This window comes from Puniceibacterium sediminis (genome assembly GCF_900188035.1).
GTDB classification, from domain to species: Bacteria; Pseudomonadota; Alphaproteobacteria; order Rhodobacterales; family Rhodobacteraceae; genus Puniceibacterium; species Puniceibacterium sediminis.
The window spans coordinates 25,899-40,743 of record NZ_FZNN01000015.1; the positions used below are offsets into that span (position 1 = coordinate 25,899).

Annotated in this window: 14 protein-coding genes; 6 read left to right on the plus strand and 8 right to left on the minus strand. The window is 61.0% G+C overall.

All coding sequences use genetic code 11. The features are described 5' to 3' along the window. Window positions 1-66 precede the first annotated feature (66 nt). The 6 genes from CHB75_RS15405 to CHB75_RS15430 are packed head-to-tail and all read right to left on the minus strand — an operon-like array spanning window position 67 to window position 7,224. Window positions 67-1,431 carry an FAD-dependent oxidoreductase gene (locus CHB75_RS15405; RefSeq protein ID WP_176439162.1) on the minus strand — a complete coding sequence of 455 codons (1,365 nt, stop codon included), beginning with the start codon at window positions 1,429-1,431 and terminating at the stop codon, window positions 67-69. Beyond that, window positions 1,424-2,290 (minus strand): isocitrate lyase/PEP mutase family protein, encoded by an 867-nt coding sequence (locus tag CHB75_RS15410; protein ID WP_089272230.1) that lies wholly within the window; start codon window positions 2,288-2,290, stop codon window positions 1,424-1,426. The genes CHB75_RS15405 and CHB75_RS15410 overlap by 8 nt, the downstream gene beginning before the upstream one ends. Further along, window positions 2,287-2,904 (minus strand): cysteine hydrolase family protein, encoded by a 618-nt coding sequence (locus tag CHB75_RS15415; protein ID WP_176439163.1) that lies wholly within the window; start codon window positions 2,902-2,904, stop codon window positions 2,287-2,289. Before CHB75_RS15415 ends, CHB75_RS15410 begins: the two co-directional genes overlap by 4 nt. Beyond that, window positions 2,904-4,967 carry a hydantoinase/oxoprolinase family protein gene (locus CHB75_RS15420; protein ID WP_089272067.1) on the minus strand — a complete coding sequence of 688 codons (2,064 nt, stop codon included), beginning with the start codon at window positions 4,965-4,967 and terminating at the stop codon, window positions 2,904-2,906. Before CHB75_RS15420 ends, CHB75_RS15415 begins: the two co-directional genes overlap by 1 nt. Then, a complete protein-coding gene (locus CHB75_RS15425; RefSeq protein WP_245841007.1) occupies window positions 4,964-6,613 on the minus strand; it encodes a hydantoinase B/oxoprolinase family protein in 1,650 nt (549 codons plus the stop codon). The genes CHB75_RS15420 and CHB75_RS15425 overlap by 4 nt, the downstream gene beginning before the upstream one ends. Before the next feature lie 50 nt (window positions 6,614-6,663). Beyond that, complete coding sequence (locus CHB75_RS15430; RefSeq protein WP_089272071.1) at window positions 6,664-7,224, minus strand: nuclear transport factor 2 family protein; 561 nt, start codon at window positions 7,222-7,224, stop codon at window positions 6,664-6,666. 145 nt (window positions 7,225-7,369) lie between these two features. On the opposite strand from CHB75_RS15430, the gene CHB75_RS15435 reads away from it, so the two are divergent. From CHB75_RS15435 to CHB75_RS15460, 6 genes are all read left to right on the plus strand, one after another. After that, window positions 7,370-8,164: a GntR family transcriptional regulator gene (locus CHB75_RS15435; RefSeq protein WP_089272073.1), complete on the plus strand. Its 795-nt coding sequence runs from the start codon at window positions 7,370-7,372 to the stop codon at window positions 8,162-8,164. Next, a complete protein-coding gene (gene leuC, locus CHB75_RS15440; RefSeq protein WP_089272075.1) occupies window positions 8,161-9,558 on the plus strand; it encodes a 3-isopropylmalate dehydratase large subunit in 1,398 nt (465 codons plus the stop codon). The genes CHB75_RS15435 and leuC overlap by 4 nt, the downstream gene beginning before the upstream one ends. Further along, entirely contained in the window at window positions 9,558-10,157 is a 600-nt protein-coding gene (gene leuD / locus CHB75_RS15445) for a 3-isopropylmalate dehydratase small subunit (protein WP_089272077.1), read from the plus strand. Before leuC ends, leuD begins: the two co-directional genes overlap by 1 nt. Window positions 10,158-10,243: 86 nt before the next feature. Next, the gene (gene dctP / locus CHB75_RS15450; protein WP_089272079.1) at window positions 10,244-11,272 is read left to right on the plus strand and encodes a TRAP transporter substrate-binding protein DctP; all 1,029 of its coding nucleotides are present in this window, start codon (window positions 10,244-10,246) and stop codon (window positions 11,270-11,272) included. Window positions 11,273-11,334: 62 nt separating this feature from the next. Further along, a complete protein-coding gene (locus CHB75_RS15455) occupies window positions 11,335-11,841 on the plus strand; it encodes a TRAP transporter small permease (RefSeq protein WP_089272081.1) in 507 nt (168 codons plus the stop codon). Next, on the plus strand, window positions 11,841-13,145 hold the full coding sequence (locus tag CHB75_RS15460) for a TRAP transporter large permease (RefSeq protein WP_089272083.1): 1,305 nt from the start codon (window positions 11,841-11,843) through the stop codon (window positions 13,143-13,145). The genes CHB75_RS15455 and CHB75_RS15460 overlap by 1 nt, the downstream gene beginning before the upstream one ends. 187 nt (window positions 13,146-13,332) lie before the next feature. Here CHB75_RS15460 and scpB read toward each other — a convergent pair whose 3' ends face one another. Both scpB and CHB75_RS15470 read right to left on the minus strand, forming a co-directional pair. After that, complete coding sequence (scpB, locus tag CHB75_RS15465) at window positions 13,333-13,923, minus strand: SMC-Scp complex subunit ScpB (RefSeq protein WP_089272085.1); 591 nt, start codon at window positions 13,921-13,923, stop codon at window positions 13,333-13,335. Window positions 13,924-13,925: 2 nt separating this feature from the next. Next, window positions 13,926-14,810: a DUF1403 family protein gene (locus CHB75_RS15470; RefSeq protein ID WP_089272087.1), complete on the minus strand. Its 885-nt coding sequence runs from the start codon at window positions 14,808-14,810 to the stop codon at window positions 13,926-13,928. Between the last annotated feature and the right edge of the window lie 35 nt (window positions 14,811-14,845).

The window sequence follows — 14,845 nt, forward strand, 5'->3', positions numbered from 1 at the left end:
CGTGGCAATGACTGCCAGCCACGATACTTCGGGAACATGTTCCGCGCTCAGAGCTTCGCATACTGATCAAACCATTCCGCAGCCCGCGCTGTATCCCAGAACCACTGCAGCGAGAAGCCCGTTTCCGGACAGATAGCCACTGTCTCCTGCGCCAGAGACTCCGCATGCCGCGCCACCCGCAGCAAAGAGATTGGGAAACAGGCTGCCGTCGGTGGCGCGTACGCGACCACTTGCGTTTGTCTCCAGCCCGCCTTGAGTATGGAACAGCGCGCCAGTCACTTGCACTCCCATATAACGCGGCGAAAGCGGCGGCGTATCGAACTGCCGACCGAAGCGATCTCGCGCACCAGTGGGACGCGAGTTAATCTCATGGGTCAGCTCCGCTTCTGGCAGACCCAACGCCTGCGCAAGAGCTTCAGGCGTATCAGCAGATTTGACAGCCCCCTGCAATTCGGCCTGTTTGAAATCGGCGAATTGCCGCGCAATCTCGGCAATGCGGTGGTCAAAGATCGCAAAGGCCCGGCCGTCGGGCTGGGCAAGCACGGAACGGGCTGCTTCGGAATATCCTTGGCTCTCATCCCAGAAACGCTTTCCCTGACTGTTGACCTGAAAACCGCCCTGCGTGATCACCGCCCAGGTGATCAGAATGCCATGCGGATGCGCCACATTGCCGTGACCCTGATAGGCGCCCAAATGCCGGGTCGCCGCACCCAGCGCCTGCCCCCAGCGTATCGCCTCACCACGGTTTCCATCGTGACCGAACCAAACGGCGTTATCGATATCCGACATGTACTGTGCCACCATGGCGCGATTGCCGCCAAAGCCGTTGCAGGCGAGGATCAGCTTTTCGCAACCGATGGTCTCTGTTGCTCCATCGGGACGCTCAAGCCGCACACCAGTGATCTTGCGACCGCTGTGATACAGGGTCACGGCGCGCCGTTCGCAAATGATATCGATGTCCCGATCCTCGGCAGCTGCACGCAACCGGTCAATCAGCTCGGCCCCCGAGCGGGTGGGAAGACCGTGCATCCTGCGCCGACTGTGACCGGGATAATCAAAATCAGTCACCACCGAAAAGGGTAACCCGATCTCGTCGGTCAGCCAATCGATCACTGGTGCCGACCCGCGTGCGAGCGCATCCACCAGATCGGGATCATTTTCCGACTTCGCCTTTTTCTGGATGTCTGCGGCGAACAAATCCGCGTCATCCTCGATTCCGACCACTGCCTGCAGGCGGGTTCCGGCAGCCGGGATCAAGCCGGCAGACAGCGCGGTCGAGCCTTGTGGCACCGCATCAGCCTCGATCACAAGCACCTCTTGCCCCGCTTCGTGCGCAGCTAGGGCTGCGACAAGCCCACAGGCCCCCGCGCCAATGATCAGTGTGCCGACCTCAAAATCGAAACTCTCCGGGCTGGGGGCGATTTCAGGCATCAGCAGGGCCGTATTTGCTGCCTTTTTCGAGCATTTCAGGCGTGCCAATGACTGCGTTCAGCCCGTCGAAATCGAACATTCGCCCGGCAAAGGGCCGGTTCGATCCATTCGCCTGAAGGCTGGCATAATAATCCTGCGCGGTCCGCGCCAGCGCCCGCACAACCCCGCCCGGAAAGATCACGATGGAAAACCCCATCTTCTCAAGATCCCCTGAGGAGGATATCGGCGTCGCGCCACCCTCGACCATATTGGCAAGAAGCGGAATCCGCCCGGCAAAGCGTTCGGTGGCCGCACGCATTTCGTCCGCAGATCGAAGCGCTTCGATAAACAGCACATCCGCGCCCGCCTCGATGTAACGTTCGGCACGGTCAAATGCAGCCTCTATGCCTTCGACAGCCACCGCATCGGTACGCGCGATGATCAGCGTCTCGTCCGAGTGGCGCGCATCGGCCATCGCCGACAGCTTACCCACCATTTCCACCGCCGGGATCAGGGACTTATCCGCCAGATGACCACAGCGCTTGGGATAGGTCTGATCTTCGACCTGAAGCGCCGAAGCGCCGGCGCGTTCGTACTGGCGCATGGTCCGCTGCGCGTTCAACGCGTTACCAAAGCCGGTATCCGCATCAATGATCACTGGCAGTCCAGTCCTGTCCGCGATCAATGCCATCGTGTCGGCCATTTCCGATGCAGTGGACAACCCGATATCGGGGCGCCCCAGCCGGGTATAGGCGACCGCCGCACCACTCAGATACAGCGCCTCAAACCCCGCCTCAGTGGCGATCGCAGCCGTAAGGCCATCATAGACGCCGGGCGCGGTCAGGATGCGCGGCTCTTGCAGCCTTGTGCGCAGGCTCATGCCGTGCCCTCCAGCCATTCAACGGCCTCGGCGCAGGTCCTTTGCGCACCAAGGGACCCAAGGGAAACCAGTGTGGCGTCATGTACCTCTGGCCGGAACGCAGCGCAGCCGTCGCTCAGCAGGATGGTGTCAATGTTGCGCAGGTGGGCGTCCCGCAAGGTCGAGGCGACACCACCATTGGTCACGATCCCGCCGATGATCAGCGTGTCAATATCCAGCGCGCGCAGGATATATTCCAAACGCGTCTGGTAAAACGCAGAATAGGCGACCTTTTCGACGGTGTAATCCGCAGGAGCCAGATCCTCGACAAGGGAATGTCCGAAACCGCCGGGGGCGAAATCGCCTTTGGTAAGAAACGGTCGCAGCTCTTTGAGATGCGGCGCGATCAGCGGGGCGCCGCCCGGGCCGGGCACGAGCGTGAACTGTGCGGAGACATAGGTGCCGCCCTTGGACCGTAATGCGTCAACCACCCGTGCGATCCGTGAAGGCAGCGCCTTGATGCTGTCTGCGCCCTGCCCCGCGCGGCCATAAGCCCCTTCGGGGTGCAAAAAGTCATTTTGCAGATCGATTGTCAGCAGAGCCGTCCGTTTCGGGTCAATCTGAGAGATGTCCATTATGCGTCCTCCCGGGTGATGATCGTGTTGCCATAACTGTCGACGCGGCCAATCAACCCAGGTTCTATCAGCACGGTTGTATCGGGCTGCTCCAGAATGGCTGGTCCGCTGATTTCGGCACCCACCGGCAGTGCCAGACGATCATAGATCGAAGTGCTGAACCATGCGGTGCCGAAATGCACATCGCGGTGTCCCTTAAGTGCTTCCTCTGCCAGCCCCCCCACGGGGGCCAGTGTCGACAGGTCGAATTTAGGGCGTTTTCCGGTCACCGCCGAACGCAGGTTCATCACCCGGCGCACGCCTTTTTCCAGAAGCCGACCGTATGCGGCCATATAGGCGGCATCAAAGGCTTCGGCGATCTGTGCCAGCGTTGGCGCGACGACCGTCGTGTCGTTCACTTTGACCGTCAGCGGCACCGACACCGTATGAGTCTGCCCCAGATAGGCCATATCCAGTTCAAAGCTGATCTCGCGCGCTTCAAACGTGGTTCGGGACGCCGCCAGCATCGCAATCCCCTGATCCACATGCGCCTGCATGAAGCGACACAGGGTGGCAGTGTCCAGTGCATCGGCAAGGCTGTTGATGGTCTGCACAAAGTCCTGCCGCATATCGGCAATCACACAGCCCATGGCGCTGGTGACACCGGGATACCGCGGCACAATCGCCCTGCCAATGCCGACATCGGCAAGCATTGCCCCGGTGTGCAGCGCGCCGCCCCCGCCAAATGGCATGAAGGCAAAACGCTTGGGATCAAAACCGCGTTCAATGCTGACCAGCCGGATCGCCCCCGCCATACGGCTGTTGGCGACGCGCAGAATGGCTTCGGCAGCTTCCACCGTCGACAGGTTCAGCGGCGCGCCGACATGAGTGTCAATCGCTTTCGACGCTGCCGCTACATCAAGCCGGGTCAGTTTTCCGCCAATCGGATTATCGGGATCAATGCGCCCCAAAACCACGTTGGCATCTGTGACTGTCGGGCGTGTGTTGCCCAATCCATAGGACACTGGGCCGGGATTGGATCCGGCGCTTTCCGGCCCGATGTTGAGCAGCCCGCCCTTGTCTACCCAGGCAATGGAACCGCCGCCTGCTCCGATCGTCGTGATTTCAATCATCGGGGTGCGCACCACCATGCCGAAATCGATCGAAGTCTGCGGCGACAGGATCGACTGCCCGCCCGCGATCAGAGACACATCAAATGAGGTTCCCCCCATATCACCCGTAATCACATCGGGAAAACCCGCGGTGTCGGCGATATAGGCGGCAGCGATGACGCCTGCCGCCGGACCGGACAACGCCGTGCGGACCGGAAGCTGGCAGGCCGTGCCAACGTCCATGACGCCGCCGTTGGACTGCACGATCATGAATTCGCCGTCGAATCCGCCGCCTTTGAGCGCGGTCTCAAGCCGGTCGAGATAACCCGAAACCTCTGGCTGTAGATATGCATTCAGCGCGGTGGTGGAAAACCGTTCGAATTCACGGATCTCCGGCAGAATTTCGTAAGAGGCCGAGACATGCGGAGTGGGCCAGATTTCCCGCAGTGCGGCAACAGCAAGCGCTTCGTTTTCAGGATTGGCATAGGAATGGGCGAAAAGCACCGCCACCGCCAAACAACCCTGATCCAGCAACTGTTGCGCCGCCGCCCGAACAGCATCCAGATCAACCGGCACGCGGATCGTACCGTCAGCCAATGTGCGTTCGGGCACCTCAAGCCGCAGATCGCGCGGCACGACAGGTTCAAAATCGCCGCGCAAACCCCATGTCCGGGGGCGGTCACGGCGGCGCATTTCCAGCACATCCCGCAACCCCTGCGTGGTAATGATACCGATCTTTGCACCCTTGCGTTCCAGCAGCGCATTCGTTCCCGCCGTGGTGCCGTGCACAACGACGGCCACATCCGAAAGGTCGCTGACCTGTCGGCCTATGCCATCAAGGAAACCACCCGACTGGTCCGGCCGCGTGGTCGGCACCTTGGCAACGCTGGCGGTGCCTGCGGCTTCGTCCAGAACGAACACATCCGTAAAGGTGCCGCCGACGTCGACGCCGATCATCTTTTTGCCACTCATGCCTGCTGCTCCTGCCATGCGGTTCCATAAAGCCGCTCTGCCTCGGCTGCGCTCAGAAAACCGAGCGCAACATCGCGCGCCACGGCTGCGGAATCACGTGCAGCTGCTGGCCCGTAGCCGCCGCCACCCGGGGTTTCAAGACGCACCGCCTCGCCCGCTTTCAGGGGAATGCCACGCATCTTTGATGTCATCGGGGGACAGGCCTGCGCGCCATCCTGATCATAGGAAAACTGGTTCAACGCCGCCTCGCCGCCCCCCGCGACCCCCTGCGGGGCAAAGCGACCGCGTTCGCCGAACAGAAACGCTTCGGCGCCGTTTTCCTCAAGCACCTCAATCTCATAGACCGCACCAAGACCGCCCCGGTGCTGGCCTGCACCGGCACTGTCAGGACGCAGGGCCCACTGCCGGAACATGACCGGATAGGCCGCCTCAAGAATTTCCAGTGGCGGAATCGTCGCCGTCGAGATCGGCGCATTCCCGTGGTTCAACCCGTCGGATTCCAGCGATCCGCCATGGCCGCCCCCGTAAAATGAGAACATGACCCATGGCTGACCATTGCTGCGCCGCCCGGCTATCGACAGTGCGTTGATCGTCCCATAGGCATTGGCGACAACGCGATCCGGCGCGGCCTGTGCCGCCGCCGAAAAGATCACGTCAATCATCCGCAAGATGGTTTCTGTATAACCGCCGACCGGTGCCGGAAATTCCGCTGCCAGCAGGGATCCTTCGGGGATCTTCACCTCGATCGGGCGCATCACACCAGCGTTTGCAGGCAAGGCGGGAAAGATGTGTTTGATTGCAACATAGGCGGTCGCTACCGCGGTGGGCAGCGCAATGTTGACAGGCCCGGCACAGCGCGGCGCCGTCCCTTCGAAATCCAATACCATGCGGTCGCCGCAGATTTCCAGCGACACCGCGATCGGAAGGGCTTCATCCTTGATCCCGTCGTTGTCGAGGTAATCCACCGCCTCCCAGCGGCCATCGGGCAGCGCCGCAAGCTCCGCCCGCATCAGCGTTTCGGCGCGATGTCCCAGTGCCTCAAGCGCGGCGCTGACTGTCGCTGCTCCGTATTCATCCAGCAGCTCATCCATACGGCGCACACCAAGATCAAGTGCGCCAAGCTGACCGTTCAGATCACCCATAGCGGATTGCGGCAGACGAGTATTTCGCATCAGAATATCAATGATATCCTGATTCATATGGCCTTTTTGGGCAAGCCGGACGGGCGGCAGAACAAATGCCTCTTGAAAGACATCCGTAGCGGCCGGGTTATAGTTTCCCGGAACGCCGCCCCCCAGATCATGCCAGTGACCCACCGATGCAAGATAGCAGAACAGTTGTCCGTCGCGAAAATAGGGTCGCACAAGACGCATGTCGTTGAGGTGTGTCCCGCCAACATGCGCGTCGTTGAAAATCCAGATGTCACCATCTTCGGCCTGACCGCTGACAGCAGCCTTTTCGATCACCGCCTTCACTGCAAAGGACATGACCCCGACAAATATCGGCAAGCCGGACTTGCCCTGCACCAGCGTATCGCCGCTGGTGGCATGATAGAGCCCGTGGGATGCATCATGCGCCTCGGCAATGATCGGATTGAAGGCAGAGCGGAACAGGGTGGCGTCCATCTCATCGGCGATCTGCTCCATCCGCCCGGCAAGCACTGCCAGCGTGATCGGATCAATTTCTGCATGCTCAGTCACGGGCGTACCTCAGCCATATCGTTCCAGACCTCTTGTTTGATGATTTTGCCGCCAGCGACCTCGAACCGGTCGATAAAGCGGATTGCGTCAAAGGGGGTGCCATCCAACCAGACACCCGACAATGTGCCGCGCATATAGACCGTCGCCGCTTCGCCCGCGCCCTGGAACGCTTCGGCCGCCTCATAGGTCTTGCGAACCTCGCGGTAACGTAGTCTGGACCAATCGAGCAGCTCCTGCAGGTCATGCATCGCGGGCGCACCGGGAAAGAGCATCACGAATCCCTCCCCCAGAAACTCACGCGCCGCGCCAAGGCTGCGCGCCTCCATCGCATCCAGATAACGGCGCACGATCACGGCCGGATCAGGCAGCGCCGGTGCAGGTTTTTGCTGAACGCGTCCACGCATGTACTGGGCCGCGCTGCGTTCGTGGATCATGACGCTAATTGCCTCTGGTGCGGCGGGCACAACCAGACGCACCGCATCTGTCAGGGCCACCCCCAGCCGGGTCTTGTCCGCGCGATCATAACCTTCCAGCAGATGCAGTTCGACAATAGGCATGGGGTCGCTCCTCAGGCAGTTGTATCTTTTGTAATACATCTTAATGTTTATTCAAAGCATAAATTTTGCCGCGATTGTCATACAAATTTCTTGCGTTTCAAAAACCAGCCGGTACCCTGATGTGCAAATGACGGGGAATCTGCCGATGCGCGATCACGTGAAGTCCAGCCTGCCCGAGGGAGGCAAGGCCCGCCGGGTCTATCTTCTGCTGCGTGACGAAATCCTCAACAGCGTTTATCTGGCGGGCGGGCTTTTGCCGGGCGAACAGCGGCTGGCACAGCAATTTGATGTCAGCCGGGTCACGATACGGCGCGCTTTGGATGCGCTTGAGGCGGACGGGATGATTGACCGCCGCGCAGGCAGCGGCACCACCGTGCTACCCCAAAAAGAGGCCGGGACCATCGCAGCCGACATGACCATGCTCATTCCCCAGCTGGTCGAGCTTGGTCAGCATTCGGCCCGATTGCTATCGTTTTCCTATGGTCCCGCCCCCGAGGTTGTGGCGCGGGACATGGGGCTGACGCCGCAGGCCCGCGTCCAGCGTGCTGTGCGGGTGCGGATTGCCGATGGCAGCCCGTTTTCGCACCTCACCACCTATGTGCCCGAAAACATCGCAGCAAATTACTCAGAGTCCGACCTTGCTGCAACACCTCTGTTTCGGCTGTTGGAGCGTTCGGGCGTTCAGGTAGAGGCGGCGCACCAGACCGTCAGCGCGGCTCTGGCAACTCCGGAAGTGGCCGAAGCCTTGGAGGTGTCGGTCGGCTCTGCCCTATTGTCACTCAAACGGATCGTGCGCGATACCAATGGGCGCGGCGTCGAATATCTCTCCGCGCTTTATCGCCCGGACCGGTTCCAGTTGGAAATGACGCTAAGCCGGGTCGGCGAAGGCGGCGCGCGCCATTGGGAGCCAGTTATCGGCGACAAGGGGGACAAGGCGTGAGCCAAACCCTTCTGGACAAACTCTGGGCTGCACATGAGGTGCGCCGCAATGACGATGGGCAGTCCCTGCTTTGGGTTGATCGCCATCTTGTGCACGAGGGTTCCCACCATGCATTCGGCAAGCTCGCCGCGCGTGGCCTGCCGGTGGCAGAACCGGACCTGACATTCGGCGTCGCAGATCACTATGCGCCCACCGGGGATCGCGGCCGCATTACCGATCCAGCCATCGCGAAAATGATCGAACGGCTGGAAACGCATTCGCAGCAACATGGCATCACGCTTTTCGGACTCAACGATCCGCGTCAGGGCATCGTCCATGTCATCGGTCCGGAGCAGGGGCTGACCCTTCCCGGGCTGCAAATCAACTGCGGCGACAGCCATACTTCGACCCACGGCGCGTTTGGGGCACTGGCCTTTGGCATCGGCGCCACAGAAGTCGCACATGTGCTGGCAACCCAGACCGTCTGGCAGACCAAGCCGCGCGCGATGCGGATCACCATCGACGGATGCCTTGGCCCCATGATCAGCGCCAAGGATATCGCCCTCCACTGGATTGCGCTGTTGGGGACCGACGGGGCCCGTGGCCATGCCATCGAATACGCAGGCGAGGCGGTGCGCGCACTTTCTATGGAAGGTCGCATGACCCTGTGCAACCTGTCGATCGAAGGCGGCGCCCGGTTTGGCATGATCGCCCCTGACGAGGTGACATTTGCCTATATCAAGGGCCGCCCGTTCGCGCCCAAAGGTGCCGACTGGGACGCTGCCTTGGACGAGTGGTTGCGGCTCAACAGTGACGATATGGCTGTCTTTGACCGCGAAGTTCGCCTTGATGCCGCCGAGATCGCGCCGACCTTGACCTGGGGGACCACGCCGGAACAGGCGCTGCCGATTACTGGCAGGCTCCCCAATCCCGCCGATCTGCCCGAGGATAAGGCCCGCGCAGCCTCGGAAGCACTAGAATACATGGGGCTTCACGCAGGGCAAGTGCTGGACGGGGTGCCCGTGGACCAAGTGTTTCTAGGCTCCTGCACCAATGCAAGGATCGAGGATCTGCGCATCGCCGCCGCCGTATTGCGTGGCCGTATGGCCAAGGTCCCGGGCATCGTCTCGCCCGGGTCGATGCTAATCCGCGCCCAGGCAGAACGCGAAGGACTTGATCAGGTGTTCACGGCGGCGGGGCTGGAATGGGTGGCGTCCGGATGCTCGATGTGTGTCGGAATGAATGGCGATCTCGTGGCGTCCGGAAAGCGCTGTGCCTCTTCCACCAATCGCAATTTTCGCGGCCGTCAGGGCAAAGGTGCACGCACCCATCTGATGTCCCCCGCGATGGTGGCCGCTGCCGCCGTCACCGGCACTCTCACCGACCCGCGCCCGCTGCTTGAAGGACGTCTGTAATGACAGGATGGACCAGGCATGACGGCACCGCAGTGGCCCTGCCGCGCGACAATATCGACACGGACCAGCTGATCCCTGCTCGGTTCATGTCCGCCTCGCGCGCAGAAGGGTACGGCCAATTCCTGCTGCGCGACCTGCGCGAGGGCGATCCAGGCTTTCCGCTCGACCGTTTTCCGCAGGCCAGCATCCTGCTGGCAGGGCGCAACTTTGGCTGCGGTTCCTCGCGCGAAGCGGCGGTTTATGCGCTGGTCGATGCGGGCATCCGTTGCGTCATTGCGCCCAGCTTTGGCGATATCTTCGCCGCAAACGCCGTGAACAACGGACTTTTGCCCGCGCGGGTCGCGGAAACTCCGGCGATGATGCAGGCGCTTGCGGGCGGGACTGCCCCCGCTTCCATCGACCTCAAGGCCAGCCAGATCGAAATCAACGGCACGACCCTAACCTTTGATCTGGCGCCGGCCTGGCGCACCAAGCTGATCAATGGCTGGGACGACATCGACCTGACCCGGGCCCATCTGGACGAAATCCGCAGCTATCGCAACCAGCGCCACGAACGTCAGCGCTGGAGCTGGCCCGCACCACAGGATCCGCAAAGCTGACGCGCTCAGCCTTCGGCATTACCAGGGCTTCGCGCCCGCTAATAAGCAACGTCGGCTCTGAACCGGCTCACAACAAGGAGACCATAATGAAGCACACAGTCATCAGAGGCCTGACAGCCGCGTCTATCGCGCTGAGCAGCCTCGCAACGGCAGGCGCCGCCCAGGCCGAAGATACGATCTCTGCCGTCCATGCCTTTCCCGAGACGCTGATCTATACCAAGAGCTTTCTCAAGTTCGTCGACGAGGTAAATGAGGCCGGCGAAGGCGTCGTCCGCATCGACGTGCGCGGTGGTCCCGAAGCGATCGGCATGTTCCAGCAGGCCGATGCCGTGCGCGACGGTATCGTCGACATGGTCTATACGGCCAGTTCTTTCTATGGCGGCACCGTACCGGAAAAAGACGCTCTGGTGGCTTCGAACATCACGGCCGTCGAGGCCCGCGCCAATGGCGGGATTGAACTGATCGATCAGATCCATCAGGAAAAGATGGGCGTGAAATACCTCGGCTGGTTTGATTCCGGCGTTTGCTACAATCTGTGGACCAAGGATGAGCCAAAGTTCGACGCCGAAGGCAATCTGGATATCAGTGGGCTGAAGCTGCGCGGAAATGCCGTCTACAACGCGTTCTTCAAGGAATATCTGGGCGCGCAAGTCATCGACATGTCGACAACAGATGTGTTTGCCGGGCTCGAGCGCGGCGTGGTTGATGCCACCGGCTGGACCCAGATCGGCCTGATCGATCTGAAATGGAATGATTTTCTGAACTACCGGATCGAACCCTGCTTCTTTTCCACCGATCTGGGCGTGATCGTGAATCTCGAAAAGTGGAATTCCCTGTCCGACGAATCCAGGAAGATCCTTCAGGATGTTGCCATCGCGCATGAGAAATCCAGCGTCGAAGAGATGCGCGCAAAGCGTGACGAAGATTTCGCAGCGCTCGAAGCAGGCGGCATGAAGGTGATTTCCCTCGAAGGCGACGCCAAGGCGAGCTACCTCTCGGCGGCCCGCGAAAAGACCTGGGAACGTATGAAGGGCCTGATGGCCGAAGCACCCCAGGGAGATGGCAACTATGACAAGCTGATCGGCCTGTTCTACGACGCCAACGCCGACAAATAGTCCCGCGACGACGGCCCCGCGATCCGGGGCCGTCGTTCGTTTTCATCCGGAAAGGAGTGGTCATGCGCCTGCTGGCCCGAGCCTATGATACGGTTCTCTATGCGATGGCATCCGTGTCCGCAGCCATGCTGATATGGCTGATGGTCTCGATCGTCATCTCCGTGCTGATGCGCAATGCGGGGTATCAGCCCTATGCATGGCTGTTCACATCCTCTGAATACGCGGTGCTTTACCTGACCATGCTAGGTGCGCCCTGGCTGGTGCGCGAAAAAGGCCATGTGCATATCGAACTTGTCACCGCCGCTCTGCCCGCCGGGCTGCAACGGCTGGTTTCGCGGGGTGTTGCGCTCGCCTGTGTGGCAGTGTCGCTGATCCTTGCCTGGAAGGGCCTTGATCTGGTTCTGACCAACATCGCGCGCAATGACTATGACGTGCGGGCCTATTACTTTCCGCGCTGGCTCCTCACGATCTCATTCCCCATCTGCTTCAGCGTGATGGCTGTTGAATTCGCCCGCTTCGTTTTTGGCAATGAGTTGCTGCATTCAGGCAAGGCCGGAGTACACGAATAATGGACTGGTACGAAGCACTGGGGCTGCTGCTGGGCTCCATCATGTTCCTGATGGCCTTGGGCATGCCGGTGGCGCTGGCGTTCCTCGCGGCGAATATCCTTGGCGCATGGATCTTCATGGGGGGTGAACGCGGTATCAGCCAGCTGCTCAACAACGGACTTGGATCCCTGACCAGTTTTGCACTGGTGCCGATCCCGCTGTTCCTGCTCATGGGCGAGATCTTTTTCTATACCGGACTTGGCGAACGTATGTTCAATGCCATCGATCGGTTGCTGGGCAAGCTCCCCGGCCGACTTAGCTATGTCACGGTGATCGGGGGCACAGGGTTCTCAACGCTTTCAGGGTCTTCCATGGGTTCGACCGCGCTGCTGGGCAGCCTGATGGTCCCCGAGATGAACAAGCGCGGCTATAAGAAACACATGAGCATCGGCCCCATCCTTGGCACCGGCGGTCTGGCAATCATCATCCCTCCCTCGGCTCTGGCCGTGCTGCTGGCCACGCTGGCACAGATTGATGTGGGCGCATTGCTCATCGCCGGGATCATTCCGGGCCTGATCCTTGCCTGCCTGTACATTGGGCTTATCTATCTTCAAACCAAGATCGACCCGGATGCGGCGCCCGCCTACGAGGTTTCACCGATGGCGCTGTCGGCCAAGCTAATGCTTGTCCTGCGCGATGTGGTACCGATGATGGGCGTCATGGTGTTGACCGTGATCGGGATGATCAGTGGATTTTTCACCCCGTCCGAAGCGGCTGCCTTTGGCGCACTTGGTGTGCTGATCCTGGCTGCGATCTTTCGCTGCCTGACCCTCGACGCAATCAAGAACTCTGTGATCGGCGCACTCAAGGTCACGCTGATGGCCTACTTGATCGTTTTCGGTTCCGCCACCTTCAGCCAGCTTCTGGCATTTTCCGGGGCCTCATCCGGGCTGATCCACTGGGCGACATCCTTTGATCTGGCACCAGTGGCGATGTTGTTGGTGATGTTCGGCGTGCTTCTGATCCTTGGCATGTTCATGGAACAGATTTCGATGATGCTACTGACCGTGCCGATCTTCTTTCCGCTGGCGGCATCCTTGGGGTTTGACCCCGTCTGGTTCGGCCTGATCATGCTGCTGGCTCTTGAAATCAGCTTCACAACACCGCCCTTCGGGCTTCTGCTTTTTGTGATGAAAGGCGTCGCACCGCCCGAGACCACCATGCGTGAAATCTATACCGCCGCCTTCCCGTTCATCGGTTGTTCATTGCTGTTGGTGCTGCTGCTGATCATCTTCCCCCAATTGGCACTCTGGCTGCCCGGGTAACCGCCCAAGAGCATTCGGATTTTATCTCATGGACGGCTTTGATGATATGACCACTTTGTCTCGTCCCGATGCGCATGGTGATACTGTGATGGGGAAAGCGTCATCTCGAGCTTCTCTAGCGCGCCCACACGCAGGTCTGTCCAGAAAAGATGCCCTTCCTTTACCACCGAAACCAAGTAATCACCGCCTAAGCTGCGCCTAGCCCTGCATCATCCAACTGCTCCCGATCCGGGAGGTCGCGCAGCGTTTCCAGTCCGAAGGCGACCAGGAATTGCGCGGTGGTTACGAAAGTGTAGGGCGCGCCACGACTCGGGCTGCGTGGGCCGGTGGCGATCAGACCACGGGCGTGTAGCCGTCCGATCAGCTCGCGGCTGATTTCTTTGCCGAAGATATCCTTCAGCCCGTCACGGGTGACCGGCTGATGATAGGCGATGGCGGCCAATACCGCGACGTCGAACTCGTTTAGGTCCAGATCCTGCCCGTCCACATCGGCTGCTGCCCGGATCGACGCGGCATAAACCGGCCGCGTCCGCAGCATCCACCCGTCTGCGACGCGGACAGCCTCATAGGGGCGTTCGGCAAGCCCGATCATCAGATCCTCAATCAGCAGCTCTACCGAGGCGCCCTGCCCCACGACCTTTGCCAGCGCCTCGCGCGACACCGGCGAGGCGGAGGCGAAGAGCACCGCCTCGATCCGCCGCATCCATTCCCGCCAGCGCAGCTCGGGCGGCAAGTCCTGCAGTTCTTGGTCAAGATCGGGTTCGGGCTGTTTCTTCATATTCACAACCCATAGAGCCGGAAGGTCGCCCGCCCGGTCAGCTCGCGCACCGCGCCCAATTCAACCAGCCGATCGCAGAGGCGCCTCGCCGCGCGATCAGGCAGCGGTAGCGCCACAGGCGCAACAGCGTCCCATCTCAGAAACATTTCGACCGCCGCATCTGCTCCCTTGGCGCGTAGCTTTGGCGAAACCGCTCTCAGCCGAACCGCGCGACGGGTCAAGTCGGCGGCGATCCGCACCGCCTCGGCAGCGGCGGACACAACGGCCCGGTGGCACGCCATCCGCAGGTCGTCCCCACCCTTGCGCAGGTCCCTCGGTTTCAGCCCGGCGGCCAGCAACGGCACAATGTGGTCCCAACCCAATGCCTGCGCCATAGCGGCATCGGCCAGGATCAGCGCCGTGGCCTCGGCGCGCGGTCGGTCCAATAAAACGGCCTCAAGCACCGCCGATGCCCGCACTACAGGGGCACCCTGCCCCGGATCAAGCCAAGTTGTGATCTGGTTCGGTGCCTGCGCGGACAAAGCCCGATGCAGTGCCTTGATCGAGAGTGGCCTTTCCACGGTCCGCCGCCATTGCAGGTACACGTCCCCCGCTGGCCCGGGCTGATCGCCGGGGCGCAGCAGGTGCAACGCGTCACGCAACTCCCCTGCCCTTTCCATCCGCCCCGAAAACCCTACACAGGCCTCTGCGGCGCGCAGCGCCAGACGTTCCCGGAACAACGCTTGGGGGACATCTCCTCGCCCCAGCACCATATGCAGCGTGGCGAGCGCTCCTCCTGACAAAAAGGCCACATCTTCAATTGTTTGCTCACGCCCCGAGGAGACCCAGCCCGGCATCCTTGGTAGGGTTTGCGGGTCGTGCAGCGGATCAGGTTTCGTATATGTCATGCCACAAGCCTAACTCAAGGCGGCGCTTTCCACCA

Excerpts from the sequence above, each read along its gene's own strand:
- CHB75_RS15435 (WP_089272073.1), top strand. The coding sequence starts at position 7,370 with ATGCGCGATCACGTGAAGTCCAGCCTGCCCGAGGGAGGCAAGGCCCGC.
- scpB (WP_089272085.1), bottom strand. The coding sequence starts at position 13,923 with ATGAAGAAACAGCCCGAACCCGATCTTGACCAAGAACTGCAGGACTTG.
- CHB75_RS15455 (WP_089272081.1), top strand. The coding sequence starts at position 11,335 with ATGCGCCTGCTGGCCCGAGCCTATGATACGGTTCTCTATGCGATGGCA.
- CHB75_RS15430 (WP_089272071.1), bottom strand. The coding sequence starts at position 7,224 with ATGCCTATTGTCGAACTGCATCTGCTGGAAGGTTATGATCGCGCGGAC.
- CHB75_RS15415 (WP_176439163.1), bottom strand. The coding sequence starts at position 2,904 with ATGGACATCTCTCAGATTGACCCGAAACGGACGGCTCTGCTGACAATC.
- dctP (WP_089272079.1), top strand. The coding sequence starts at position 10,244 with ATGAAGCACACAGTCATCAGAGGCCTGACAGCCGCGTCTATCGCGCTG.
- CHB75_RS15470 (WP_089272087.1), bottom strand. The coding sequence starts at position 14,810 with ATGACATATACGAAACCTGATCCGCTGCACGACCCGCAAACCCTACCA.
- leuD (WP_089272077.1), top strand. The coding sequence starts at position 9,558 with ATGACAGGATGGACCAGGCATGACGGCACCGCAGTGGCCCTGCCGCGC.
- CHB75_RS15425 (WP_245841007.1), bottom strand. The coding sequence starts at position 6,613 with ATGGAGCAGATCGCCGATGAGATGGACGCCACCCTGTTCCGCTCTGCC.
- CHB75_RS15420 (WP_089272067.1), bottom strand. The coding sequence starts at position 4,967 with ATGAGTGGCAAAAAGATGATCGGCGTCGACGTCGGCGGCACCTTTACG.
- CHB75_RS15410 (WP_089272230.1), bottom strand. The coding sequence starts at position 2,290 with ATGAGCCTGCGCACAAGGCTGCAAGAGCCGCGCATCCTGACCGCGCCC.
- CHB75_RS15405 (WP_176439162.1), bottom strand. The coding sequence starts at position 1,431 with ATGCCTGAAATCGCCCCCAGCCCGGAGAGTTTCGATTTTGAGGTCGGC.
- CHB75_RS15460 (WP_089272083.1), top strand. The coding sequence starts at position 11,841 with ATGGACTGGTACGAAGCACTGGGGCTGCTGCTGGGCTCCATCATGTTC.